This is a genomic window from Rhizobium sp. BK376 (assembly GCF_004341625.1).
Lineage (GTDB): Bacteria > Pseudomonadota > Alphaproteobacteria > Rhizobiales > Rhizobiaceae > Rhizobium.
On the sequence record NZ_SLZG01000014.1, the window covers coordinates 115,978 to 139,095 of the forward strand.

Below are 23,118 nucleotides of genomic sequence, written 5' to 3' on the forward strand. Positions count from 1 at the left end.
GTTGTATGATAACCATGTAAGTGACCCAGTTGTCCAGATGTTTTCCCGTCTAATCGGAGCAACCAAATGAATGCCCATCCGCCTCTCCAGGAAAGAGCGCTTGCCGCCCTTTCCTCTGCCATGCCGGCGGATCTGTTCCTGACGGACGCGGACGCCATGGAGCGATACAGCCGTGACTGGTCCGGCGATCATTACGCTCGACCGCTGATCGTCGCGCGACCGCGGTCGACGGCCGAACTGAGCAGCCTGATGAAATGCTGTCACGAACAGCAGATCCATGTTGTCCCGCAAGGCGGCCTGACGGGCCTTGTCGGAGCCGCTGTGCCGAGCTACCCGGGCGGCGAGCTTGTCGTCTCCCTGGAGAGAATGAACAAGGTTCGTTCTGTCAACGCCATCGATTTTGCGATGGTCGTGGAGGCGGGATGCATTCTCGAGGATGCCAAGCGCCAGGCGGAGACTGCAGACTGTATTCTCCCGATCACGTTCGGCGCTCAGGGTACCTGCCGCATCGGCGGCAACGTCTCGACCAATGCCGGCGGCTTCAATGTCTTGAGATACGGGATGACGCGTGATCTCGTGCTCGGCCTAGAGGTCGTTCTCGCCGACGGACGCGTCTGGGACGGGCTTCGCACCTTGCGAAAGGACAATCGCGGCTATGACCTCAAGCAGCTGTTCATTGGCAGCGAGGGCACGCTCGGGATCGTCACCGCGGCCGCGCTGAAGATCTTCCCGATGCCTGACAAGATTGAAACTGCCCTGGTTGGTCTTCGCTCTGTCGAGGATGCCATGCAGCTTTATGCCCGCGCCAGGCGCGAATGCAGCGATCTATTGAGCGCATTCGAGCTTCTGCTGCGAGGCGGCATCGAGATTGCGCTCAACGCCAGGGATGATCTGCGCGATCCGCTGGATCAACCTTATCCCGTCTATGTTCTTATCGAGACATCAGCTGCGGGACGCGTCGACCTGCGTGCGTTGCTCGAGGGCTTCCTCGCCGACGCATCCGATCTTGTCCTCGACGGTGTCATCGCCAGCAGCAAGGCGCAGGCCGACCGGCTCTGGCTGCTGCGCGAAATGATGGTGGAAGCGCAGGGACGAGGAGGTCGCTATCTGAGGACGGATGTGTCGGTCTCGATATCGAGCCTGGCTTCCTTCGTTACCGACACACTCGAGGCCCTGGCGGAGAGGCATCCCGAGGCGATCGCTGTCACCTACGGCCATGTCGGGGATGGCAATATCCATATGAATATCGTGCCGCCTGAGGATATGTCGACCAATCGTTTCGACGAACTCTTTCATGCCACGGAAGAGGTGATCTTCGATATGATCGACAAGCATGGCGGTTCGATCAGCGCCGAGCATGGTATCGGTCGTGTCAAACAGGCGGCTTTTCTCAAGCGCGCCGACCCTTTGACGCTCGAGCTGTCGCGCCGGATCAAGGACGCATTCGATCCGAGCCATCTTTTGAGCGAAGGACGGATATTGGAACGCGTGGAAGCAGGGGCAGGGGAATAGGGAATGGCGCTGAAGCTCGACAAGGTCAATCGAGGGCCGCATCTTTCGACACTGGTCGCGAGTTCGATTTCCAGAGAGATCGCGCAGGGCCGGTTGAAGCCCGGTGATCAATTGCCGACGGAACAGCAGCTGGCGACGACCTTCGGCGTAAGTCGCAACGTCGTGCGCGAGGCGATCGCAAGATTACGCTCCGAGGGACGCATCTGGTCGCAGCAGGGTCGTGGCGCCTTCGTGGCGGATCAGCCGAATGCAACGGTGCTGACCATCGACTACGAGGCGCTGCAGCAGGCCAACGCCTTTCAGTCGCTTTTCGAGCTGCGCGGCATTCTCGAAGTCGAGGGAGCGGCACTCGCGGCCGGGCGGCGAACCGATAGCGATCTGTCGGCCATGAGGGACGCGCTGACCACCATGCAGGCCGCGCCATACGGCAGTGTCATGTGGCTGAAGACTGACCTTGAGTTCCACAAGACGGTCGCTGCGGCGACAGGCAACCCCTACATGGTGCAGTTCCTGACCTTCGTCTCCGAACGCGTACGCGAGAGTATCCTCGCCTCAGGCAATCAGCAGCGCTCGGAAGATCTCGCAGCCGTCACGCTCGGCGAACACCAGCGCATTCTCGATGCCATCGAGGCCCGGCAGGCCGATGAGGCCCGGGATGCCATGCGCCAGCATCTTCATGGTGCAGCAAGCCGTGTCGGCCTTGCGGAAGAGCAATCAGAATAATGTCTTGAGGATTTCAAATGACGGGAAGACTGAAGGGAAAGACGGCGATCGTCACCGCCGCCGGACAGGGGATGGGGCGTGCCACGGTGCTGGCGTTCCTGCGGGAGGGCGCTCATGTTCTCGCGACCGATATCGATGCCGAAAAGCTCGGCACGCTGAACGAGCTTGCCGATGTCACGATACGCAAGCTCGATGTGCTGGATCCCGCGGCGATCCGGGCTCTCAGCGAGGAAATTCAAGCACCTGACATTCTGTTCAATTGCGCCGGCTTCGTTCATCACGGCTCGATCCTCGACTGCGACGAGGATGCCTTCGACTTCTCGGTCAATCTCAATATGCGTGCCATGTACCGCATGATCCGCGCTTTCCTGCCGGGCATGATTGCGCGCGGCGGCGGGTCAATCGTCAACATGGCGTCGGTTGCTTCCACCGTCATCGCTGCACCGAACCGCTTCATCTACGGAACCACCAAGGCAGCGGTAATCGGCCTGACGAAATCGGTCGCGCTGGATTATGTCGGCAAGGGTATCCGGGCCAATGCGATCTGCCCGGGAACAGTCGAAAGTCCTTCGCTCCAGGATCGCATGCGGGCGCTTGGCGATTACGAACAGGCACGTTCGGGCTTCATTGCCCGCCAGCCGATGGGACGTTTGGGAACGGCGGAGGAAGTCGCCGAGCTCGTCGTCTATCTCGCGAGCGATGAATCCGCCTTCATGACCGGAAATGCCATCGTCATCGACGGCGGCTGGGCAAATGCCTGAAGAGACACTTAAGGATACGGGGATAATCATATGAAACTTTTAAGATTTGGACCGCGTGGCTCCGAAAAGCCGGGCATTCTCGACGCGAGCGGAAACGTGAGAGATCTGAGCGGTCGGATCGACGACATTGCCGGCGATAACCTGACGGCATCGGGACTTGTCGGCATTGCCGCGATCGATGTCGAGAGTCTGCCTGTCGTCGCCGAGCCGGGCCGCTTCGGACCCTGCGTGGCGCGCACCGGCAAGTTCATCTGCGTCGGTCTCAACTATGCCGACCATGCGGCCGAGACCGGGGCGGCGATCCCCGAAGAGCCGATCCTCTTCATGAAGGCGACCAGCGCTATCACCGGTCCGAACGACAACGTCATTATCCCGCGCAAATCAAAGAAGACCGATTGGGAAGTCGAACTCGGCGTCGTTATCGGCGACGAGGCACGCTACGTTTCTGAAGCCGACGCGATGAAGCATGTTGCGGGTTATTGCCTGATCAACGACGTGTCGGAACGCGAATTCCAAGCGGAGCGTGGCGGACAGTGGACCAAGGGCAAGTCAGCCGACAGCTTTGGTCCGATCGGCCCCTGGATGGTAACCCGCGACGAAATTGCCGATCCGCAGAACCTCAAGATGTGGCTGTCCGTCGATGGCACGATGCGCCAGAACGGCTCGACCAAGACGATGATCTTCGGCGTTGCCTTCCTCGTTCACTATATTTCGCAGTTCATGAGCCTGCAGCCGGGCGATATCATCTCGACAGGAACGCCTCCCGGCGTCGGCCTCGGAATGAAGCCGCCGCTCTTCCTGACCGCCGGCCAGACGATCCGGCTCGGGATAGAGGGCCTCGGGGAACAGACGCAACTAACTGTCAATGCGGATTGAGATGGTGGAGGAGGCGTCTAGGCGCCTCCTCACCGAAGATTCATTGTCTTTAACATGCGCAGCGCCGCGCAGGCGGCGCCGTAACCATTGTCGATATTGCAGACGAGCAAGCCCGGGGCGCAGCTCGCAAGCATCGCATTCAACGCCGTACGCCCTTGCTCGGAGGCGCCATATCCGACCGAGGTCGGCACACAGATGAGACTGCCGCCGTAGAGCCCTCCAAGAACGCTCGCCAACGCGGCATCCATGCCGGCAACGGCGATGACGATCGGATAGCGGCGGATGTCTTCGATCCGATCCATCAACCGCCATAGCCCGGCAACGCCGACATCGACGATACTCGATGCCTCAACGCCGGCATGCCGGAGCGTCCTCGCCGCCTCTCTTGCGACTGGCGCATCCGAGGTTCCTGCAGCGACAATCGCCACCTGGCCACTGATGGCTACCGGCTGGAGCGGACCGAAGAAGGCCGATTGCGAGAGCTCGCACCAGTCCAGCCGTTCCGTCAGCGCCGCGGGCAAGGCAGCGAGCTTGGCCGCCTCCAGACGCGTTAACAACAACCCGGCCTCCCGCTGTTGCGCACCTTCCAGAATGACTGCGATTTGCTCCGGCGACTTGCCGGCGCAGAAGACAGCCTCGCTGAGGCCGATCCGCTCGGCGCGCGCAAAGTCGAAGACGACATCGTCTCTCACGGCTTCGCTCCCACGAAGGCGCTGCCGTTGCGATATTGTTCGAAACTCAGCGGCTGGTCTCTATAGGCATCCGGTAGCAGCTCGCGAAGCGCATCGCCGTTGGCTGCCATCCCCCCGGCGCGGGAAAGCGCATCAGGATCAAGCTCGACGACAATGCCACTGCGCCGCACGCGGCATCGTACGGTCTTGGGATCGAGCGTTTTCGTCAGAAAGCTTTCGATGCGGTGCACCGCCGCAAGGACATCCTGCCTTATTGCGATCGATGTCTCGATGCGGCTCGAAAGACAGGGAGACGCGGGCAGTTCCGAGATCATGCCTAGACCAGCTAGTCGCGCACGCTCACGTACGCCCTTCTTGTCGATGCCGGCTTCCACAAAGGGATGGCGAACGGAAAAGTTCTTTGCCGCATCGAGACCGGGCCGGTACTCGCCGAGGTCATCCAGGTTCGTACCCGATAGGATCTGTCTATCCGACTGGGCCGCGATCGCTCCGTAGAGATTGCCCTTGCAGAAGAAACAGCGGTTGACCGGGTTTTTTAGGTAATCGGCATCGCCAAATTCGCCCGCATCGATGATGCGTAGGTCCCAACTCTCGCTGGCGGCAAGCGCCCGGACCCGCTCGGTCGCCTCGGGCGGGACGGCGGGCGAGACGGCATGGACGATTGCAACGCGATCGGGACCGTTGAGACGGTTTGCGATTGTCGCAAGCGTAACGGAATCTACCCCGCCGCTGACAGCGATCGAAACTTCACCGAGGGAAGACAACACGTCTTCGAGTGCATCTCTCATCGAAGCTCTCCTCTCTTTTGCCTCAGCAATCCGTCCAGGAGCCGGCGAAGCGCGTTGCGGGGGCCGACACCTTCGATGGAGGTCAGCATATCGGCCTCCAGTTTGGCCGTGCTGCCGGAAGGTCGTTCGACGATTTTGAAGGCGTAGACCGTCCCCTCATGCTCCACCGTGGCAGCTTCCCGCCTCAACGTCATCCGCTCGGTGGTGGTCATGCGCACGCCGATGCTCGTCGTCTCGTCGAGGATCGCTGCGGCGACCTCCTCCTTTGCGTCAGTCGCCGCGAGAACCCGCAGATGCGTCATCATCCGTCCCTTCTTGCCGAAAACCGGCGCCTGCACGACGTCGTAGACATCCGCGCGGCCACGGAGCCTGTCTATCGCTTGTGCAAGGTCTTCACCAGTCTGGTCGTCGATTTCGCATTCGAGAACTGCGATCCTATCCCCGGACGATTGGTCGGCATCGGACCGCTCGAATGTCAGCACGCGAAGGCAATTGCTGACTCCTTGCAGCCGTTTGCTGCCGAAGCCATGGCTGGAGGAGATGAGCCTGCGTCCGCGCTTCCCGACCACCTTCTGGTCGTTGCAAAGATAGGACAGGATCGCCGCTCCGGTCGGCGTCACGCGCTCGCCGCCGATGCCATCGTCGATCACCTCGAAGTTCCGCAGCAGATGGACCGTTGCAGGGGCTGGAACAGGCAGCAGGCCATGGGCCGTCCTGACACGGCCACTTCCAAGCGGAGCCGGCCCGGCACTCCAGCGTGCCGCGCCAAGCTGCGCCACCAGCCATGCTGCGGAGACGATATCGGCGATCGAGTCCCACGCCCCGACCTCGTGGAACGCAACATCGTCGGGATGTGTGCCATGCACCCTGGCTTCGGCTTCGGCCAGGCGTTGAAAGATGCCGATCGCGTGGCGGATGGTCTCACTATCCAACCGGGACTCTGCAAGGGCGTTACGAATGTCTCGCCATGCCACGTGCTCATGATGATGATCCACGGCCGGTGAATGGTCGGCATGTGTATGGATATGGCCATCCGTGCCGTGCTGATGTTCGTGGCCGGAATGATGGTCATGACTGTGATCATGACCGTCATGCCCATGATCATGGGCATGGTCCTCGCCGTGTTTCGCATGCCGCACGATGAAGCGGCGACCGGTCAGAACGCCGTCGTGATGATCGATCACATCGCACTCGACCTCTCCGATCATCGGGCAGAGTGCTAAAGCCGCCCGCAGCCCGGTTTCGAGATCGGGCCTGAGATCGAGGATGGCTGCGACGAACATATCGCCGGAAATGCCGCCGAGCGGATCGAGATGGATGTCCAGCATGCTGCTCGTCCTATCAGCGGCTCGATGCTTCGACCAGCGAAACGCCGTTCGCGCTTGCGATAACGTCCGACAGCGCCGGCACGAAGGACTGGCCATGACCTGCCGCGACGGCAGTGGCAAAGCTGTTGCGGACTGCCGCGCCAACCGGATTGACCGCCTGAACCGCCTGAGCCAGTGAGGCCAGATAAGACATGTCTTTCAACGCGTTCGCCATGGCGAAGCGCTGGGCATTCTCGTTGCGGTTCAACACGAAGTCGAAGAAGGCCTGGTAGAAGCCGCAATCCATGCGGCTGCCGCGCAGCACGCTGTCGAAGACCTGCGGCGTCAGCCCGGCCTTGGCGGCGATCATCAGCGCCTCGGAGTAGATTGCCGAGTATCCCATCGAAACGAAATTGTTGAGAAGCTTCATCGTATGTCCCGTCCCTGCGGGACCGGTTTCAACAATGCGGGCGGCGAAGGCTTCAAGGATCGGTCGTGCCCGGGCAATCGCCTCAGGCGAGCCCCCCGCCATAACATCGAGCTTGCCCTCGGCCGCTTCCTTGGGCGTACGGGCCAGCGGCGCATCGACGAGCGTAATCCCCTGACGGGCAAGATCCTCCACGAGCTTGATCGTCACCGCCGGATTGGAAGTCGAACAATCGATGATGAGAAGTTGCTTGCCAGCCGCGAGAATGCCGTTAGGCCCGGACAGCAATTCCTGGACCTGTTCCGAACCGGTGACGCAGAATATGACGACATCGGATGCCTCCGCCAGTTCCCTTGGAGTGGCTGCCTCGCCTGCGCCGAGGCTCTTCAGCTGCTCTATGGCTTCGCGCTTCCTGTGCGCCATGACCGTCAGCGGCCAGCCCTTCGCCAGCAGGTTTGCCGCCATGCCGGAACCCATCGCGCCGAGACCGATAAACCCGATTTCCTCTTTCATTCTTTCCTCCCGGTTCGTTTGGTGTGTTCCCGTCATGCGGGATTTTGCTTTTTGCCTGCGTATGCGGTAGCAACGACATCATCGGCCACTCGCCAGACGGTAATTATGGACGTCAAGACAGCATGAAGGATAGGGACAACGCCGTTTTCAACACGATCCCGCAGACGCCAAATTTGCGCAGCGGGCTTGTCGACAGTCTGATCGGCCAGATCGAGTCCGGCGACCTGAAGCCCGGACAGCGGCTGCCGACGGAGCAGGCGATCATGGAAGCGACGGGCGTCAGCCGCACGATCGTACGCGAAGCGCTGGCGACCTTGCGCGCCAAGGGCCTGATTACCACTAGGCAGGGGCTCGGCGCCTTTGTTTCGAACGATCCGATGCCGCGCACCTTCTCGATCATTCCTAATGACCTGCAGTCGATCGACGAGGTGCTGCGTGTCCTCGAGCTTCGTCTCGGCATCGAGTATGAAGCGGCCGGACTTGCCGCGCTTCGGCGCACGCCGGAGGATATCGTCCGCATACAGGACCGGCTGGATGCGCTTGATCACGCGATAGAGCAGGGCGGCTACGGCGCCGAGGAAGACTTCGCGTTCCACCGGGCCATACTCGTCGCCACGCAGAATTCCTATTACGGACGCCTGTTCGATACGTTTGGAACCGCCATGGTGCCCCGTCAATGGGCGCGTCTCGACAAGATGACCGCGGCCGAGCGCGAACGTCATGCGACACGCATGCGCAAGGAACATCACGCGATCTTCCAGGCGATCCGCGAAGGCAATGAGGCGGCTGCCCGCAAGGCATTGCGCAACCACCTGTCGAAAAGCACGGCTCGCTTCGAAGAGCTGCGCGACGCCAATCTCCATCGTTGATCGTTCACGCGGCATATCGCGGAACGACATAGGGACCTTCGGGGATAATGGCGACATCGGGATCTCCGCCTGCGGTGATACTGCGGGCGATTGCGCCGGAAAGGTCGTCGATCATCCCGACACCGGTCAAACGTCGGTCATCGCCGGAAAGCCCAGTTGTATAGAGCTCGACTTTGCCGAGGCGCATGGGCTTCAGCTGCATTTCCGTTTGCCACTCATCGATCTCCGCAAGGGTCTTGGCAGTGAGCGTGGCGAGAAACCGATCCGGCCCGAGGTCGACCAACCGAGCCTGCGCCTCGCGAAATTCGGCCGATCCGAAACCCTCCGAGCATTCCGACGCGATGATCAAAGTGCCTCCCGGCTTCAGGATATCGAGCGGCGTCACCATGCCCTTGATCGTCTGGTAGTAGGTCTTGTCGAGCGGATAGCCGGCCGAAGACGTGACGACGGTCGAGAACTTGCGGTTGAGCGGAATCTGGGTGACGCCGCTGACGAAATCGACGGCCGCCTGATGGCTGGCGATGATCTCGCCGAAGGTGACGCAGACGAGATCACGGACCTCATCGAGAACGGTGTTCACGGCATAGACCTCGCCAAGCATGCGGACGATCTCGAGCTGTTCCTCGTGCAGCGGATTGCCGATAAGATTGCATTGGACCGCCAGCGGGTCCTCCATGAAGCGGGCCGAATGGAAGGTGCGGATCGTTTCGTGATGGGCGACGCCTGGCGCGATGACCTTGCGTCCGCCCGACCAGCCGGCCATGAAATGAGGCTCTACCAGCCCGGTGGCGATGCGCAGATCCGCCTCGACGAACAGCCGGTCGAGTTTGACCGGCGTACTCCGGGTCTTCGTGACGCCGAGGTCGATGTGGGCGGCGTCGTCCCGGGCGTAGTGATTTTCGACGCGGACATTGTCCAGCACCCAGGGATCGCCGACGAGTTCGGCCAGTTCGTCACCGAGGTTCGGCCGATGCAGGCCGGTCGCGACTAGGACGACGATCTTATCTTTCGGAATGCCCGAGGACCACATGGTCTCGATCATCGGCCGCAGGAAGAGCTTGTTGGGAACCGGTCGGGTAATATCGCAGATCAGAATGCAGGCACTCTTGCGTCCGCGGGCAAGCTCAGCCAGCGTCGCCGATGCCACCGGCGCGTCGAAAGACGCAATCACGGCTGCCTGTTGATCGGGCAGTTTCGGCAGCTGTTGCTTGCGGACGATCGTTGGCCGCACACCGGCGGGCAGTTCAATGTCAATGTGGCCGCGGCCATATGAAAGAGCAATTGAGCGCATCGCTATACCTTTTCCGCCACGCCGCCGAGATAGAGCTCGCGCATCAGCGACATATCCTTGAGATCGGAAATCGGTCCTGATGTGGCAATGCGGCCATTCTGCATGAGATAGCCGCGAGTCGCCACAGACAAGGCAAGTCCCGCATTTTGCTCGACCAGAAGAACGGATGCGCCGAAGGTCTTGCCGATATCCAGGATGATCGCCTGGATCTCCTTGACGAGCAGCGGCGAAAGACCGAGCGAAGGTTCATCGAGAAGAAGCACGCGTGGCCTGGCCATCAGACCGCGGGCGATCGCCAACATCTGTTGCTGGCCGCCACTCAGCGACCCGCCTTTCTGCTGGCGCTTGGTCGCGAGAATCGGGAAGAAATTCTCCATCGTCTTCACGTCGGTGTCGACGGCACCGGCATCGCGTCTGGCATAGGCGCCGAGCCGAAGGTTCTCCTCGACCGTCATGTCCGCGAAGATACGCCGGCCCTCCGGCACCAGGACGACGCCACGCTTGGCCATGATATCGGGCGTCTTTCCCGTCAGGTCTTCGCCCGCAAAGCGGATGCTTCCCGCCCTTGGCTTGACCAGCCCGACGATGGTGCGCAAAAGCGTGGACTTGCCCGCCCCGTTGGGGCCGAGAATGGTGATGACTTCGCCTTCGTCGAGCGCGATGGAAACGTCGCGATTGACGACAGTCGCACCGTAGCCGGTCGTTACGTTCGAAACCTCAAGCAGGCTCATAGCGCACCTCCAAGATAGACTTCGAGGACTTTAGGATCGGAGAGTACGTCCTGGGTCAGCCCGTCGGCGATCTTCGAACCGAAATCCAGCACGACCAATCGCTTGCAGAGCATCTGCATCAGCTTCATATCGTGATCGATCACGCAGACGCTGATGCCGTGGTCAGGAAATTGCTTAACGAGACCGACCAGCGTTGCCGTTTCTCGATCATTGAGGCCGGCCGCGGGCTCGTCGAGCAAGATGAGCGATGGTCGCGTCGCGAGCGCCAGGGCGACACCTAGCAGGCGCAGGCTGCCGAAGGGCAGGATTCCGGCCCGTTCCTGCGCCAGAGCCGTCAGCCCGACGAAGTCAAGCAGTGCGGCCGGCGTTGTCCAGGGATAGGGACGGCTGATGCGATGCGAGTGCTCGCAGGCGATCTGGACATTCTCGTGGACCGAGAGGCCGGGAAAGGCCATGGCCTGCTGGAACGTATAGCCGATACCCGCGCCCGATACCTGATGCGCTGCCAGACTGGTGATGTCGCGTCCGCGCCAGCTGACCTTGCCTTCAGTCGGCTTGTGGACGCCGGTAATGACGTTGAAAAGCGTCGTCTTGCCGGATCCGTTAGGGCCGACGATCCCGAGGATCTCTCCCTCCTCGATCGACAGGTCGACGCCGGAGAGCGCCGTGAGGCCGCCGAACTGCTTCTTCAGTCCCTTGATCTCGAGAATGGCGTTCATCGGCCCGCCTCCGACGCATGATTTCCGTCGGCGGTTCGGCTTGCCGTATCCTTCCGCATCAACATCCGGAACAATCGTTGCCAGCCTTCCAGCAGGCCTGCGATCAGCCCGTTGGGCAGCAGCAGAATGACCGCGATCAGGCAGACGCCATAGAGAATGCGGGATTCGACCGGATCAAGGTTCAGCATTTCAGGCAGGAAGGAAACGAGAATACCGCCTGCGAGTGGTCCGAGAAGCAGTCTTGCTCCACCGATCATGACCATTAGGGCGAGGTAGATGCTCGGGAAGGAGGCGAATTGACTGGGTGAGATATGACGCAGGAAATAGGCGAGGAGCACACCGGATACGCCCGCGAAAACCCCGCTGACGACGAAGGCGCCGATCTTGTGTCGGCCCACATTGATACCTAGCGAGGCGGCCAGCTTCTCGTTCTCCCGGATGGCGCGTAGCGTGCGCCCGTAGGGCGAGTTGATGATCATCCAGCTCGCGACGGCGCTCAGAGCAACGAAGAAAAGCACGATGTAGTAATAGGGGATGAGATCGTCGACACGCTGCCCGAAGACAGTGACAGGGAACTGCAGGTCAAGCCCGGTTGCCGCACCCGTGTAATCGCCACCATTGGTCAGCACGATCGTCAGCAATTGTCCGAAGGCGAAGGTCATGATGACGAAGTGATGGCCGGAGACACGCAGTGACGGGATGCCGATCACTGTCGCCGCGATCGCGGCGAAAATCCCCCCGAGCGGCAATGCCAACCAGAAGCCTACATCGGCATCGCGTGCAAACAGTGCGGCGGCATAGGCTCCGACACCGACGAGTGCTGCGTGGCCCATCGACAGGATGCCGGTTTGTCCGAAGAGGACCGACAGGCCATAGAGAGCAACAATGTTGATGCCGGCGGAAATGGCGAGCGATAGCATACGATTGCTAGGCCCCATGGAGGGGACAAGCGCAAGCACCGCCAACACCACCAGGGCCGGAACAAGCGAGCGAAGCGACGAAAGAGACGTGTTCATGATGTTACCTTTCGGGCCTCAAGCCATCTTCGGCCCGCTTGTGCCACCGAAGAGACCGTTCGGGCGGAACAGCAGCACCAAGATCATCAATGCGAAGGAATAGGCGTCGGTCCATTCGGAGAAGCCGTAGCCTGCGCTGAAGCCCTCGACGATGCCGAGAATGAGACCCGCAACGACGGCGCCGGTCAGATTTCCAAGGCCGCCGATCAGGGCCACGGCAAATCCCTTCATGACCATTGTTCCGCCGGTGAATGGAGTGATCGGAAAGAGGGCGATCAGGAGCGCACCGCCGAGCCCGGCAAGCGCGCTGCCGAGAACGAAGACGCCGGTGATATAGCGGCGGACCGGAATGCCCATCAAGGCGGCGGTATCGCGATCGTCGACGGCGGCGCGAAGTGCGCGGCCATAGCGGCTGCGGGTCACCATGGCGAAGGTGAGAGCGACCACGGCAATGGTCACGAGAATGACCATGACACGCACCGAGGCGATGCGGACGCCTCCGACATCCCAGATGCCGTTGAGGGGTCGCGGAATGCTCTTCTGGTTCGGATCATAAAAGAAAATGACTATGTGCTGCAGGACCACGATCAGGCCCAGCGAAACGATGAACCCGTTGGTCGGTCGTGTCAGCGTGAAGCGAAACAACCCGCGTTCCAACAAGAAACCCATCGCGGCGACGGCCACGACCGCAAGCACGAGGGCGATAAGGAAGCCAAGACCCGCTTGAACAGCCAGCCAGGTGACGATGCTTCCGACCATCAGGAATTCGCCGTGCGCGAAATTGATGATGCCGGTCAGCCCGAAAATCAATGTGACCCCGACGGCGATCAGCGTGATGACGCTCGCGATCGACAGACCGTTGAGGATTTGCTGAATGAGAATGTCCACAGCCTTGTTCCGCTGTTGTGCGGGCGTCGCGCGCTTGGCCCGCCTGTTCCTGTAACAAAAGGTCCCGCCGGCCTTGGGGGCAACCGGCGGGACGGCGCTATGACAGCCTATTCCGCAGGGGCTTCGGCAGGGGGCTGTTGCATCGCGCAGGAGATGTTTCCGCCGGGTGCGGCGGCGCAGACCTCGGTGGCGTGCGTCACCTGATGGCTTTTGTTGAAGGCCAGATCGTCGGAGACAACGCCCTTGTGATGCAAGGTTTCGAGCGCTGCCACAGTCTTATCAGGATCAAGCGAGCCGGCCTTTTCCCAGGCCTCGGCCAGCATATGGACGTAGTCGTAATAGAGGAGCGAAACCGAGGAGGTCACACCCTTCGGGGCGCCGGCGGCAAAGTAGTTCTTGAAATAGGTCTTCGCATTGGCGTTCGAAGATTCGCCCCAGCAGATCGGGACGCAGCTCATGGCGACCGGAACGTCGGCGCTCAAATTGCGCTCCTTCCAGATGCCGGGATCGACGCCGAACAGGAAATAGCTGGGGGCCACGCCAAGTTCCAGCGCCTGAGGCAATGCCGTCAGCGTCGAGTCGCCGTTGTACCAGAAGTGCACGACGTCAGGATTGAGGCTCTTGGCGCGTGTCAGGAACGGAGAGAAGTCCGTGGTATCAGGCGGATAGGAGATGACCTCAGGCACTTCCTGGCCTTCGGCCTTGAGAGCCTTGACGTAATAGGACGTCAGGAACTGACCGGTCGCGTCATTGCCGACGATGACGACGGACTTCTTCAACGGGTGGCCGACGAGCGGGGTCAGGAGGCTCAGAACGCCACGGGCGGTCGAACCCGACCGCTGGAATTCCTGCGGCTCGGATTGAAACAGATAATGGTCCTCGCCACCGGATGCGACCGATTGCGGGTTCAGGATTTTCGCAAGCGTGCTGTTGCCGGCGATCTGGATCACCTTCGCGGGCTGCGTAATCTTCGTCATGGCGAGCGTGAAGTCATGCGTCTCGGAGCCGAAGATCGCCGCCACCTTCTGGTCGCGCACAAGCTCCTGTGTCGCAGCGATCGCCGTCGAGATATCGGTGCGGTCGTCGCGCTTGACCATCTCGAGCTTGTAGGTCTTGTCGCCGACTTTCACGCCGCCGGCCGCGTTGATTTCCTTTACCGCCAGACCGACGCCGGCGGGCAGCGTATGGCCGGCGGAAACGAAAGCGCCGGATTCGGCCGCGACGACACCGATCTTGATCGTGTCCTCCGCGGACGCCAGTTGTACAGACGCGCCAAGGCCGAGCGCAACAGAAATGCCTCCCATCACAAGTGATCGCACGATCTAATCCTCCCAGTGCAGATTTTGCGTACTTACCGGGTTGTCGTACAACCCTGTTTTCTGATAATTGGGTTGACGGAGAATGTCAAGCAAGTCCAACCGGAGGCCACCGGCAATGTCGGGGCAAGCAAACGAGGGAGTGAGAGATGCGTAACAGGGAGTTCGGCCGCACCGGCCGGAAAGTTAGTGAGATCGGCTTTGGGGCCTGGGCGATCGGCGCGGCCTGGGGGGAAGTTAATGACGAGGAAGCGCTGGCCGCACTGCACGCTGCACTCGACACGGGCGTGACGTTCATCGATACCGCCGACGTCTATGGCGACGGCCATTCCGAACAGCTGATCGCGAAAGTCATACGCGAACGCGGCGGCGAGCGTCCATTCATCGCCACCAAGGCCGGCCGTCGACTGCCGCAGCAATCGGTGGAGGGCTATAGCGCCGAGAACCTGAACGCCTGGATCGACCGCAGCCTTAGGAATCTCGAGACGGATTGCCTCGACCTCGTGCAGCTCCATTGCCCGGCGACGGATCTCTACTACCACCCCGAGGTCTTCGAGCGACTGGACCGGTTGGTCGATCAGGGCAAGATCCGCAATTACGGGGTCAGCGTCGAACGGGTCGAGGAGGCGCTGAAGGCCATCGAATATCCCGGCGTGGTCAGCGTGCAGATCATCTTCAATGTGTTTCGGCAGCGCCCGATCGAGCATTTCTTTGCACAGGCGGCGGAAAAGAAGGTTGCCATCATCGCCCGCGTGCCGCTGGCGAGCGGGCTGCTTTCCGGCAAGTTCAAGAGAGATACACAGTTCGAAGCCAACGACCACCGGCTGTTCAACCGCAATGGAGAGGCCTTCGACGTTGGCGAGACCTTTTCCGGCGTACCCTACGAAGTTGGCCTCGATGCCGTCGAGAAGGTGCGTCCGCTGGTATCGGGCGACACGACCATGGCAAAATTCGCGCTTCGCTGGATCCTCATGTTCGACGCAGTGACGGTCGCCATCCCGGGAGCGCGCAACCCGGCCCAGGCCCGCTCGAATGCCGAGGCGGCTGCCCTTCCGGCGATTTCCGAAAGCGCCATGCAGGAGATCAAGTCGATCTACGACGCCTACATCAAGCAATATGTCCATCAGCGCTGGTAGGAGAGCCGGATCATGACATCGCCTATCATCGATGCCCATCATCACTTCTGGGACCCGGCCAGCGGCGGCGACTATGGTTGGCTGAGCGGTCCGTTCGAGCCGATCAACCGGAAATTCGAGCCGGACGATCTACGCCCGGCCCTTCAAAAGAACGGCGTCACCGGGACGGTCCTGGTCCAGACCTGGAACGATCTCGGCGAGACCTGGGATTTCATCAGAACGGCGCAGGCGACGGATTTCGTGGCGGGTGTCGTCGGCTGGGTCGATCTTACCGATGCGCGCCTTGTCGATACGCTCGACGAACTGAGGGGCTCGCCCGAGGGCATATGGCTCGTCGGCGTCCGCCATCTTATCCAGACCGAGAGCGATCCAAATTGGCTTCTGCGGGACGATGTCAGGCAAGGCCTCAAAGCAGTTGGCGCCGCTGGCCTCGTCTATGACCTCGTGCCGAACCTGCCGCAACTGCCGTCGTGCATCAGGACGGTCGAGGCGTTCGGCGACATGCGCTTTGTGCTCGATCACATCTCGAAACCGGAAATCCGTAGCGGTGGGTTCGACGAATGGGCCGCGCTGATCCGACAGTTTCGCGGCCAGCACCATGTCTGGTGCAAGCTTTCAGGCATGGTGACCGAAGCCAACTGGCAAACGTGGACACCAGAAGACCTGAAACCCTATGTCCATGAAGTGCTCGATATCTTCAGCACCGACCGCTGCATGTTCGGCACCGATTGGCCGGTCTGCCTCGTCGCAGCGAGCTATGACCGCGTGATGGACGCGCTGCAGGAGTGCGTCAAGGATCTCTCCGAGGCCGACAGGCAGAAGATTTTTGGCCTGAATGCCATCGAAGCCTATCGCTTGCCGGAATTTTGGGGGATGGGCGCATGACCGACAATCACTCTGGACACCGCATTAATTTTCGTTCGCGCCTCGGATTTGGCGCGAGCGGCCTCGGCACCCTCTACCGTGATGTAACGGAAGCCCAGGCGGCCGAGGTGCTCGATCAGGCCTATGAAGCGGGGATGCGCTATTTCGATGGCGCGCCGCTCTATGGTCATGGCCTTAGCGAACTGCGACTCGGCCGCTTCCTGCGCACGATCGATCGCGGGACCGTCACCGTGTCAACGAAAGTGGGGCGCTATATGGTGCCTCCGTTCGGCGAGAGGGTGGAGTATGGGCTCTGGGCCTCGCCGCTGCGACTGAAACCGGTCTTCGACTATAGCTATGCCGGCACCATGCGCTCGCTGGAGCAGTCCGCAAACCGCCTCGGGATCGCCGACTTCGATCTCATCTATATTCATGACGTCGATCGCTTCACCCATGGCGACGCCTACGAGCGACGGTTCAACGAGGCGATCGAAGGTTGCTATCGCGCGCTCGACGATCTTCGCAAGGCCGGCCACATCAAGGCGATCGGCGTCGGCGTCAATGAGGGCGATGTTGCGACGCGTTTCATCAAGGCATGCTCGCTGGATGCCGTCATGATGGCGGGCCGCTACACGCTGCTGGACCGGGGTGCCGAAACTGACCTTCTTCCGGAGGCAGAACGACGAGGTGTCGAGATCGTGGTTGCCGGCGTGTTCAATTCCGGCATTCTTGCAGCAGGGCCGGCAAGCGCAGCAGCAACCTTTGATTATGGTGCGCCGCCGGCTGAGGTGGTGGCGAGAGCCAGGGCGATCGAACAGATCTGCAATCGACACGGCGTGCCTTTGCAGGCGGCGGCCATCCAGTTCCCGTTTCGCAATCCGCTGGTTTCCGCAGCCGTGCTCGGCATGAGCCGGCCGGAGCGCATTGCGGAAAACCTTGCCTGGTCGCAGCAGGTCATCCCGGAAGAACTTTGGCGGGAAGTCGACGATCTCTTTCGGCCGTCATTGCCGAAGGCCAGCTAACCGGCCACCTGCGCAATCGCGGTTGCGAAGGTCGCTCTGGCCTGCCGAAGACTGATCTCGGCAGGCCGATTGCTCGGTCGAGCGGCCTCAGGCCGCTTTCGATGGTATGGGCGAAGCCTCATCAATGAGTTTCTGGCTCTTGAGATCGGTCCAGAGGCCATCGGGGATGGGCCACTGCATGTACTTCAGGTTCTGCTCCAGTTCAGCGACTGACCGGGCGCCAGGGATGACGCTCACCACAAGCTTATGTGCCAGAGGAAATTGCAGGGCGGCGGCGGGGAGGGGGACGCCATAACTCTCGCAAACGGCATTCAGGCTTGCAACGCGGTCAAGGACGGCCTGTGGCGCGTTCCGCGTATTGAAGGTGGCGCCCTGTACCGCGCCCGTCGCCAGGATGCCCGAATTATAGGGGCCGCCGATGACGAGCTTCGTACCCTTGCGCTCGCAGGCGGGAAAGAGCGTCGCGAGCGGCTCCTGCTCGAGCAGCGTATAGCGTCCGGCGAGAAGAAAGTAGTCGAACTGCCCGGCCTCGACAAAGTCCGAAAGCATCTCCCACTGGTTGATGCCAACGCCGACCGCCTTGATGACGCCCTGGGATCTCAGATCCGAGAGAACCGGATAGGCTCCATCCATGGCTTCCCGTAACCGGCTGCGCGCATAGGGGTCTTCACCCTTGACGAAATGGATAGCCTCATCCGGATCGTGGATGGCCAGCATGTCGATATAGTCGGTCCCAAGCCGCTTCAGCGAGTTTTCGATCGAGCGGAGAACGGCATCGCGCGAATAGTCGAAGTCGGCCCGAAAAGGAGGGGCTTCATCCCAGAGGACCGGCTTGACCTCGCTGTCAGGGATGGGCACCAGATCATATCCGACCTTCGATGAGATGACGATCTCCCCTCGCGGCAGCGTCCTGATCGCTTCGCCGAGACGCGTTTCGGCGAGACCAAAGCCGTAAACCGGGGCAGTATCAAAATAGCGCAGGCCGTTTCCGAAGGCGGCGTGGACGGTCTCGTGTGCGACCTTCGGGTCGGTAGCGCGATACATATTGCCGAGACCCGTCCCACCCAAACCCATCGTGGTGACGTTCAGTCGTCCTCCGGCTAAGCTTCTCTTCTCCAATATAGACATTGATTTTCCTGACTAATTTTTGATTTCACCAATTTGTGACCTGGCCGGTGGCGTCTCATTTGCCGCAGGCCGCCGATTCATATTGACACAGAATTTGTCGTACAACAATGTAACCGTACGACAGCAAGCGCACGGGAGGTGTGGCTCCTGTCCTCAAAGGGAGGATGCAGTTTTGAATGACGGTCACGATAAAAATGGCGATCTCATTGCCCAGCGCATGCTGAGCCGCAGACAGGCCTTCGGCTTCGCCGCCAAGGCGGGTCTCGGGGCCGCGGCACTTGCCGGCGGAGCCGCAGCGCTCATGTCAAACCCTGATTTTGCGATGGCGCAGGCGGCGGCAACAGCGAGCGCCGGCCTGCCCAAGAAGCCGTTCAAGTTTCACTTCGTTTGCCATGTGACGCTCGACCAGTTCTTCACTCCCTGCATCTACGGCATTCAGGACGCGTGCGCGGCATTCGGCGCCACCTACCAGTGGACGGGATCGCAGAAAAACGTCGTCTCCGAAATGGTCAGCGCCATGCAGACGGCAATCGCACAGAAGGCCGATGGCATTGCAGTATGCCTGGTCGACCCGAAGGCATTCGACGCGGCAACGGACATGGCGATCGCTGCCGGCATTCCAGTCGTCGCGTTCAACGCCGACGTCCCGACGGGCAGCCCGAACAAGCGGCTTTCCTATGTCGGCCAGCCGCTCTTCCAGGCCGGCTACAACGTCGCGATGAAGTGGCTGAAGCTGCTGCCGGCCAAGGCGCATGTGATGCTGACAATCGGTGTTCCCGGCTCGCTCAATACGCAGCCGCGCCTCGACGGCTACATCCAGGCAATCAAGGATTTCGGCAATGGTATCACTTACGACGTCGTCAACTCCGGGCCGGATCCGCAGACCGAAATCTCGCGTGTCGAATCCTATTATCTGAGCCATCAGAACGTTGCCGGTCTCTTCGGCACCGGCGGTTCCGATACCTATGCCTGCGGTTTCGTGTCGAACAAATACGGGCTCGCCAAGAAGGGCGGCGTCGTGGCCGGCTTTGACTTGTTCCCGCAGACGCTGACCTTCATCAAGAGCGGCGACGTCACCTTCACCACCGACCAGCAGGCCTATCTGCAGGGCTTCCTGCCGGTACAGCAGATGTTCCTCTACAAGGTCTCCGGCGGCCTCGTTGGTCCAGCAAACAGCGACACCAGCCAGGCCTATGTCACCAAGGACAATGTCGACAACTATCTTGGCCAGACCCGCTTCGAAGGCCGGACCGCCGACGAGCCCAAGTAACTCCGGTCCTGGAAACCGAAGTGCACAGCGCCCGCCTGTGCACTTCCTTGCCGGCCGTGCATGGCCCTTCAATGACGAGGTCGAATATAGATGAACGTGGAGTCCAATAGCCTGGAAAAGGCCAATCGGACCGCTGCTTCCTCAACGCCTGTGGGGCAACCCTCGGTCGGCAGCAGGCTGGCAGCGATATTGTCGCGCTACAAGGAGGCGAGCATTGCCGTCGTCGCCGTGCTGCTCGTGATATATTTTCAGATCGGAAGCAACGGCGGCTTCCTGACGACGCAGCTGATGAGCGTCGTCCTGCGTGATACCGGCCGACTGGGAATGATCTCGGTCGCCGAAGTCATGCTGATGATCACCGGCGAAATCGACCTTTCGCTCAGCAGCACGTTTTCACTTGCGCCCTATCTCATGGTGCTGATGTCGATCACCTGGGGATTGCCCCTCTTCGCCGGCGCAATCATCGGCATATTGCTCGGCGTCGCCATCGGTTTCATAAATGGCTTCATCACAGTCAGGATGCGCGTGCCTTCGCTGATCACGACCGTCGGCACGCTATTCCTGCTTCAGGGTATCACCGTCTCGATCTACGACAGCCAGCCGATCGTCGCGCCCGTCGAAGAGCCATTCAATTCGATCTTCGGCGAGAGCCTGTACACACCCGGCGATTCTCTGTTTTCCCTGCATGGCCTGACGGCCTTCTCGCCATTCCTCTGGGCGTTGCTGGTCGTCGTGGCGCTTGCGCTGGTGCTGACCAAGACACGCTTCGGCCTGCACACCATCGCAACCGGCAGCAATATCACCGGCGCTCGCGAGATCGGCGTCAGAACCGACTGGATGAAGATCTACAATTTCATGATTGCCGGTGGCATCGCCGCCTTCGCCGGCATCATCAACACGGCCGAATTCTCATCGGCAGATCCGACGGCAGGCAGCCCCTTCCTCACACTACAGGCGATCGCAGCAGCCGTCATCGGCGGCACATCCCTTCTCGGCGGCTCGGGGACGGCCATCGGCTCGCTGATCGGCGCCTTCGTCGTCGCTTCCCTGAACAACGGGCTGGTCATGGTCGGCGCACAGGCGACGACCTCGGACATCTATCTCGGCGCGGCCATTGTCGCCGCCATGATCCTCAACGTGCAGGTCGACAGGCTGCGCACAAGGAAACGCAAATGACCGATGAACCCATACCAGCTCTAGCGGCAAACGCTCCCATCATTCTCGACATGCAGCATATCAGCAAGAGCTTCGGCGCGGTGACGGCGCTGGTCGATGTCAGCCTCAAGCTCCGCAAGGGGGAGGTACTGGCGTTGGTCGGCGATAACGGCGCGGGCAAATCGACGCTGATCAAGACGATGTCCGGCTTCCATACGCCGGATCGCGGCAAAATGCTGTTCAACGGTTCGGAAGTGCGGTTCAATTCCCCGCGCGATGCGCGTGCCCTCGGCATTGAGACCGTCTACCAGGATCTTGCCCTGATTGGCGATCTCAGCGTGTTTCACAACATGTTTCTCGGTCGCGAGCAGCGCCGCCGCTTCCTGGGGCTCAACCTGCTCGACAATCAGCGCATGCGGCAGCTGTCGCGAACCTATCTCGACACGCTCGGCATTTCCATTCCAAGCGTGAACAGCACCGTCGACATGCTGTCCGGTGGCCAGAGGCAGTGCATCGCGGTGGCGCGCTCGATCTATTCCTCGCCAACGGTGCTTATCCTGGATGAACCGCTTGCGGCGCTTGGCGTGCGCGAGAGCGCCCATGTACTCGGACTGATCCAGAACCTGCGGCGCCAGCGCGAGGTGTCTGTCGTGCTGATCGTCCACAACTACAACCAGATCTTTGAAGTGTGCGACCGCATCAACTTCCTGCATTCCGGCGAGATCGTACTCGATGCGGCAACCTCGGAAACGAGCGAGGAAGAGCTAATCCGCATTGTCAAATCGGGCCTCGGCAAGCGGGCAATCGCCGCAGCCGAGCAGGCCGTGGGAATGTGAGCGACACGGAACTCACTTACCCGCGGGGGATGGCATTGTCGGCCGAAGTAATAGCCTCGGCCGACAACCACCGTCTAATGTTTCAATACCTGACTACGATAGCTTCTGCTGCTCAGGCTGCCGTTGGGGCTAGGCTTGCCTGGACGAAGCTTCTGAGATCGTCCGGCTTCCACCCCATTTCGGACAGGCCTTCGAGAGAAGGCGCGTGCCAGCGCATTTCCTCGTTCAAGAGTTCGACCTTCGGCAGCGCTTCGATGACGGCCCGCGTAAATGCTGTCGTCGAGACCGAAGGACCGCCGACGGCGAGATCCGCCGTCAGCGACTTACGCTCCTGGAGGACCAACGAGAGCGCGCCTTCCACCCGCCGTGCGACATCGTTCTGGCCGATATGGTCGAGGAGCATGATCGCGGCGCGCAACAGCGCGGTCGGGTTGGCGACATTGCGGCCGGCAATATCGGGGGCAGTGCCGTGCACGGCTTCGAAGATGGCGACGTCGCAGCCGAGATTGACCGACGCGCAGACGCCTAGGCCGCCTGCAAGGCCGGCGGTCAGATCGCTGAGAATATCGCCATAGAGATTGCTGGTGACGACCACGTCGAAACGACCTGGATCAGTCACGAATTTGCAGGCCGCGGCATCGACCAGCATGCGGTCGGCGATGAGGTCGGGATAGAGCTTCGCTTCCTCGTCAAATATCCGATCGAAGCTTCCGTCGGTCCGCTTCAGGATGTTCGATTTCGAGATGCCGGTCACGCGCTTGCGGCCAAGCGCGCGGGCGATGGCGAAGGTCGCCTTGCAGATACGGCGCGTATTCTTCTCCGAATTGACCTTCAGGGCCGAGAACACGTTGCGGCCGAGGTCGTATTCCACACCGAGATAGAGGTCCTCGAGGTTTTCGCGGACAAGGATCAGATCGACTTCAGGGAAACGCGAGCTGGCTTCCAGCCCCCGCAGCGTCTTGGCCGGGCGCACGGCGGCGAATGTGTCGAATGTTTCGCGCAGGCGGACATTGGCGCTGCGTTCGCCGCCGCCGAGCGGAGTTGCGAGCGGCGCCTTCAGCGCGAGCTTGCAGCGGCGGATGGTCTCGATCGTCTCTTCGGGAAGCCCCGTCGGGTCGCCCTTGAGAAAGACGCGGGAGCCGGCGAGGCAGGGGACCCATTCGATCCGCGCGCCGGCGGCGGCGAGGATTTCCGCCACCGCCGCGGCGATCTCCGGCCCGATGCCATCGCCGTCGATCAATGCGACCTCGACTTTTTTCTTCGACACGTTCGTCATCT

General features: G+C 61.0%; 23 protein-coding genes. 11 read left to right on the plus strand and 12 right to left on the minus strand.

Annotation, left to right across the window (positions count from 1 at the left end; all coding sequences use genetic code 11):
* The first annotated feature begins 66 nt into the window (after nt 1-66).
* Genes EV561_RS25715 through EV561_RS25730 form a run of 4 tightly spaced genes read left to right on the plus strand, consistent with a single transcriptional unit; the run spans nt 67 to nt 3,872 of the window.
* Nucleotides 67-1,512, plus strand: a complete 1,446-nt coding sequence (locus tag EV561_RS25715; protein WP_132525834.1) for an FAD-binding oxidoreductase — start codon at nt 67-69, stop codon at nt 1,510-1,512.
* Nucleotides 1,513-1,515: 3 nt separating this feature from the next.
* Complete coding sequence (locus EV561_RS25720) at nt 1,516-2,235, plus strand: FadR/GntR family transcriptional regulator (RefSeq protein ID WP_132525836.1); 720 nt, start codon at nt 1,516-1,518, stop codon at nt 2,233-2,235.
* A gap of 17 nt (nt 2,236-2,252) precedes the next feature.
* Entirely contained in the window at nt 2,253-2,996 is a 744-nt protein-coding gene (locus EV561_RS25725; protein WP_132525838.1) for an SDR family oxidoreductase, read from the plus strand.
* 30 nt (nt 2,997-3,026) lie between these two features.
* The gene (locus EV561_RS25730) at nt 3,027-3,872 is read left to right on the plus strand and encodes a fumarylacetoacetate hydrolase family protein (RefSeq protein ID WP_132525840.1); all 846 of its coding nucleotides are present in this window, start codon (nt 3,027-3,029) and stop codon (nt 3,870-3,872) included.
* Between the two features lie 29 nt (nt 3,873-3,901).
* Here EV561_RS25730 and larB read toward each other — a convergent pair whose 3' ends face one another.
* Genes larB through EV561_RS25750 form a run of 4 tightly spaced genes read right to left on the minus strand, consistent with a single transcriptional unit; the run spans nt 3,902 to nt 7,662 of the window.
* Nucleotides 3,902-4,564, minus strand: coding sequence for a nickel pincer cofactor biosynthesis protein LarB (larB, locus tag EV561_RS25735; RefSeq protein WP_132525842.1), 663 nt, complete (start codon nt 4,562-4,564; stop codon nt 3,902-3,904).
* A complete protein-coding gene (locus EV561_RS25740) occupies nt 4,561-5,352 on the minus strand; it encodes an adenine nucleotide alpha hydrolase (RefSeq protein WP_132525844.1) in 792 nt (263 codons plus the stop codon). The genes larB and EV561_RS25740 overlap by 4 nt, the downstream gene beginning before the upstream one ends.
* Entirely contained in the window at nt 5,349-6,680 is a 1,332-nt protein-coding gene (locus EV561_RS25745; protein WP_132525846.1) for a LarC family nickel insertion protein, read from the minus strand. Before EV561_RS25745 ends, EV561_RS25740 begins: the two co-directional genes overlap by 4 nt.
* Before the next feature lie 13 nt (nt 6,681-6,693).
* Entirely contained in the window at nt 6,694-7,662 is a 969-nt protein-coding gene (locus tag EV561_RS25750) for an NAD(P)-dependent oxidoreductase (protein ID WP_281026133.1), read from the minus strand.
* 59 nt (nt 7,663-7,721) lie between these two features.
* Here EV561_RS25750 and EV561_RS25755 point away from each other — a divergent pair, with 59 nt between their 5' ends.
* Nucleotides 7,722-8,468 carry a FadR/GntR family transcriptional regulator gene (locus EV561_RS25755; RefSeq protein WP_132525850.1) on the plus strand — a complete coding sequence of 249 codons (747 nt, stop codon included), beginning with the start codon at nt 7,722-7,724 and terminating at the stop codon, nt 8,466-8,468.
* Nucleotides 8,469-8,472: 4 nt separating this feature from the next.
* Here the strand turns inward: EV561_RS25755 and larA are convergent, their stop codons facing one another.
* From larA to EV561_RS25785, 6 genes are all read right to left on the minus strand, one after another.
* The gene (larA, locus tag EV561_RS25760) at nt 8,473-9,759 is read right to left on the minus strand and encodes a nickel-dependent lactate racemase (protein ID WP_207910592.1); all 1,287 of its coding nucleotides are present in this window, start codon (nt 9,757-9,759) and stop codon (nt 8,473-8,475) included.
* Between the two features lie 2 nt (nt 9,760-9,761).
* A complete protein-coding gene (locus EV561_RS25765) occupies nt 9,762-10,490 on the minus strand; it encodes an ABC transporter ATP-binding protein (protein ID WP_132525854.1) in 729 nt (242 codons plus the stop codon).
* Nucleotides 10,487-11,209 carry an ABC transporter ATP-binding protein gene (locus tag EV561_RS25770; protein WP_132525856.1) on the minus strand — a complete coding sequence of 241 codons (723 nt, stop codon included), beginning with the start codon at nt 11,207-11,209 and terminating at the stop codon, nt 10,487-10,489. Before EV561_RS25770 ends, EV561_RS25765 begins: the two co-directional genes overlap by 4 nt.
* Nucleotides 11,206-12,225, minus strand: coding sequence for a branched-chain amino acid ABC transporter permease (locus tag EV561_RS25775; protein WP_132525858.1), 1,020 nt, complete (start codon nt 12,223-12,225; stop codon nt 11,206-11,208). The genes EV561_RS25770 and EV561_RS25775 overlap by 4 nt, the downstream gene beginning before the upstream one ends.
* 18 nt (nt 12,226-12,243) lie before the next feature.
* Nucleotides 12,244-13,113, minus strand: coding sequence for a branched-chain amino acid ABC transporter permease (locus EV561_RS25780; RefSeq protein ID WP_132525860.1), 870 nt, complete (start codon nt 13,111-13,113; stop codon nt 12,244-12,246).
* Between the two features lie 107 nt (nt 13,114-13,220).
* The gene (locus EV561_RS25785; protein WP_132525862.1) at nt 13,221-14,432 is read right to left on the minus strand and encodes an ABC transporter substrate-binding protein; all 1,212 of its coding nucleotides are present in this window, start codon (nt 14,430-14,432) and stop codon (nt 13,221-13,223) included.
* 146 nt (nt 14,433-14,578) lie between these two features.
* Here EV561_RS25785 and EV561_RS25790 point away from each other — a divergent pair, with 146 nt between their 5' ends.
* Genes EV561_RS25790 through EV561_RS25800 form a run of 3 tightly spaced genes read left to right on the plus strand, consistent with a single transcriptional unit; the run spans nt 14,579 to nt 17,451 of the window.
* The gene (locus EV561_RS25790) at nt 14,579-15,565 is read left to right on the plus strand and encodes an aldo/keto reductase (protein ID WP_132525864.1); all 987 of its coding nucleotides are present in this window, start codon (nt 14,579-14,581) and stop codon (nt 15,563-15,565) included.
* Between the two features lie 12 nt (nt 15,566-15,577).
* Nucleotides 15,578-16,450 (plus strand): amidohydrolase family protein, encoded by an 873-nt coding sequence (locus tag EV561_RS25795; RefSeq protein WP_132525866.1) that lies wholly within the window; start codon nt 15,578-15,580, stop codon nt 16,448-16,450.
* A complete protein-coding gene (locus tag EV561_RS25800) occupies nt 16,447-17,451 on the plus strand; it encodes an aldo/keto reductase (RefSeq protein WP_132525868.1) in 1,005 nt (334 codons plus the stop codon). Before EV561_RS25795 ends, EV561_RS25800 begins: the two co-directional genes overlap by 4 nt.
* Nucleotides 17,452-17,538: 87 nt before the next feature.
* Here the strand turns inward: EV561_RS25800 and EV561_RS25805 are convergent, their stop codons facing one another.
* Nucleotides 17,539-18,579, minus strand: coding sequence for an aldo/keto reductase (locus EV561_RS25805; protein ID WP_132525870.1), 1,041 nt, complete (start codon nt 18,577-18,579; stop codon nt 17,539-17,541).
* A 172-nt stretch (nt 18,580-18,751) separates the two neighbouring features.
* Here EV561_RS25805 and EV561_RS25810 point away from each other — a divergent pair, with 172 nt between their 5' ends.
* The 3 genes from EV561_RS25810 (at nt 18,752) to EV561_RS25820 (ending at nt 21,840) form a co-directional block, all read left to right on the plus strand.
* Nucleotides 18,752-19,849, plus strand: coding sequence for a sugar ABC transporter substrate-binding protein (locus EV561_RS25810; RefSeq protein WP_132525872.1), 1,098 nt, complete (start codon nt 18,752-18,754; stop codon nt 19,847-19,849).
* Between the two features lie 90 nt (nt 19,850-19,939).
* Nucleotides 19,940-21,025: an ABC transporter permease gene (locus EV561_RS25815; protein WP_132525874.1), complete on the plus strand. Its 1,086-nt coding sequence runs from the start codon at nt 19,940-19,942 to the stop codon at nt 21,023-21,025.
* Nucleotides 21,022-21,840, plus strand: coding sequence for an ATP-binding cassette domain-containing protein (locus tag EV561_RS25820; RefSeq protein WP_132525876.1), 819 nt, complete (start codon nt 21,022-21,024; stop codon nt 21,838-21,840). The genes EV561_RS25815 and EV561_RS25820 overlap by 4 nt, the downstream gene beginning before the upstream one ends.
* Before the next feature lie 112 nt (nt 21,841-21,952).
* Here the strand turns inward: EV561_RS25820 and EV561_RS25825 are convergent, their stop codons facing one another.
* Nucleotides 21,953-23,116, minus strand: a complete 1,164-nt coding sequence (locus EV561_RS25825) for an isocitrate/isopropylmalate family dehydrogenase (protein ID WP_132525878.1) — start codon at nt 23,114-23,116, stop codon at nt 21,953-21,955.
* Between the last annotated feature and the right edge of the window lie 2 nt (nt 23,117-23,118).

Coding starts and splice junctions, on each gene's coding strand:
- EV561_RS25725 (WP_132525838.1), top strand. CDS start 2,253: ATGACGGGAAGACTGAAGGGAAAGACGGCGATCGTCACCGCCGCCGGA.
- EV561_RS25815 (WP_132525874.1), top strand. CDS start 19,940: ATGAACGTGGAGTCCAATAGCCTGGAAAAGGCCAATCGGACCGCTGCT.
- EV561_RS25745 (WP_132525846.1), bottom strand. CDS start 6,680: ATGCTGGACATCCATCTCGATCCGCTCGGCGGCATTTCCGGCGATATG.
- EV561_RS25755 (WP_132525850.1), top strand. CDS start 7,722: ATGAAGGATAGGGACAACGCCGTTTTCAACACGATCCCGCAGACGCCA.
- EV561_RS25820 (WP_132525876.1), top strand. CDS start 21,022: ATGACCGATGAACCCATACCAGCTCTAGCGGCAAACGCTCCCATCATT.
- larA (WP_207910592.1), bottom strand. CDS start 9,759: ATGCGCTCAATTGCTCTTTCATATGGCCGCGGCCACATTGACATTGAA.
- EV561_RS25795 (WP_132525866.1), top strand. CDS start 15,578: ATGACATCGCCTATCATCGATGCCCATCATCACTTCTGGGACCCGGCC.
- EV561_RS25790 (WP_132525864.1), top strand. CDS start 14,579: ATGCGTAACAGGGAGTTCGGCCGCACCGGCCGGAAAGTTAGTGAGATC.
- EV561_RS25770 (WP_132525856.1), bottom strand. CDS start 11,209: ATGAACGCCATTCTCGAGATCAAGGGACTGAAGAAGCAGTTCGGCGGC.
- EV561_RS25730 (WP_132525840.1), top strand. CDS start 3,027: ATGAAACTTTTAAGATTTGGACCGCGTGGCTCCGAAAAGCCGGGCATT.
- EV561_RS25775 (WP_132525858.1), bottom strand. CDS start 12,225: ATGAACACGTCTCTTTCGTCGCTTCGCTCGCTTGTTCCGGCCCTGGTG.
- EV561_RS25805 (WP_132525870.1), bottom strand. CDS start 18,579: ATGTCTATATTGGAGAAGAGAAGCTTAGCCGGAGGACGACTGAACGTC.
- EV561_RS25825 (WP_132525878.1), bottom strand. CDS start 23,116: ATGACGAACGTGTCGAAGAAAAAAGTCGAGGTCGCATTGATCGACGGC.
- EV561_RS25715 (WP_132525834.1), top strand. CDS start 67: ATGAATGCCCATCCGCCTCTCCAGGAAAGAGCGCTTGCCGCCCTTTCC.
- EV561_RS25740 (WP_132525844.1), bottom strand. CDS start 5,352: ATGAGAGATGCACTCGAAGACGTGTTGTCTTCCCTCGGTGAAGTTTCG.
- EV561_RS25800 (WP_132525868.1), top strand. CDS start 16,447: ATGACCGACAATCACTCTGGACACCGCATTAATTTTCGTTCGCGCCTC.
- EV561_RS25765 (WP_132525854.1), bottom strand. CDS start 10,490: ATGAGCCTGCTTGAGGTTTCGAACGTAACGACCGGCTACGGTGCGACT.
- EV561_RS25720 (WP_132525836.1), top strand. CDS start 1,516: ATGGCGCTGAAGCTCGACAAGGTCAATCGAGGGCCGCATCTTTCGACA.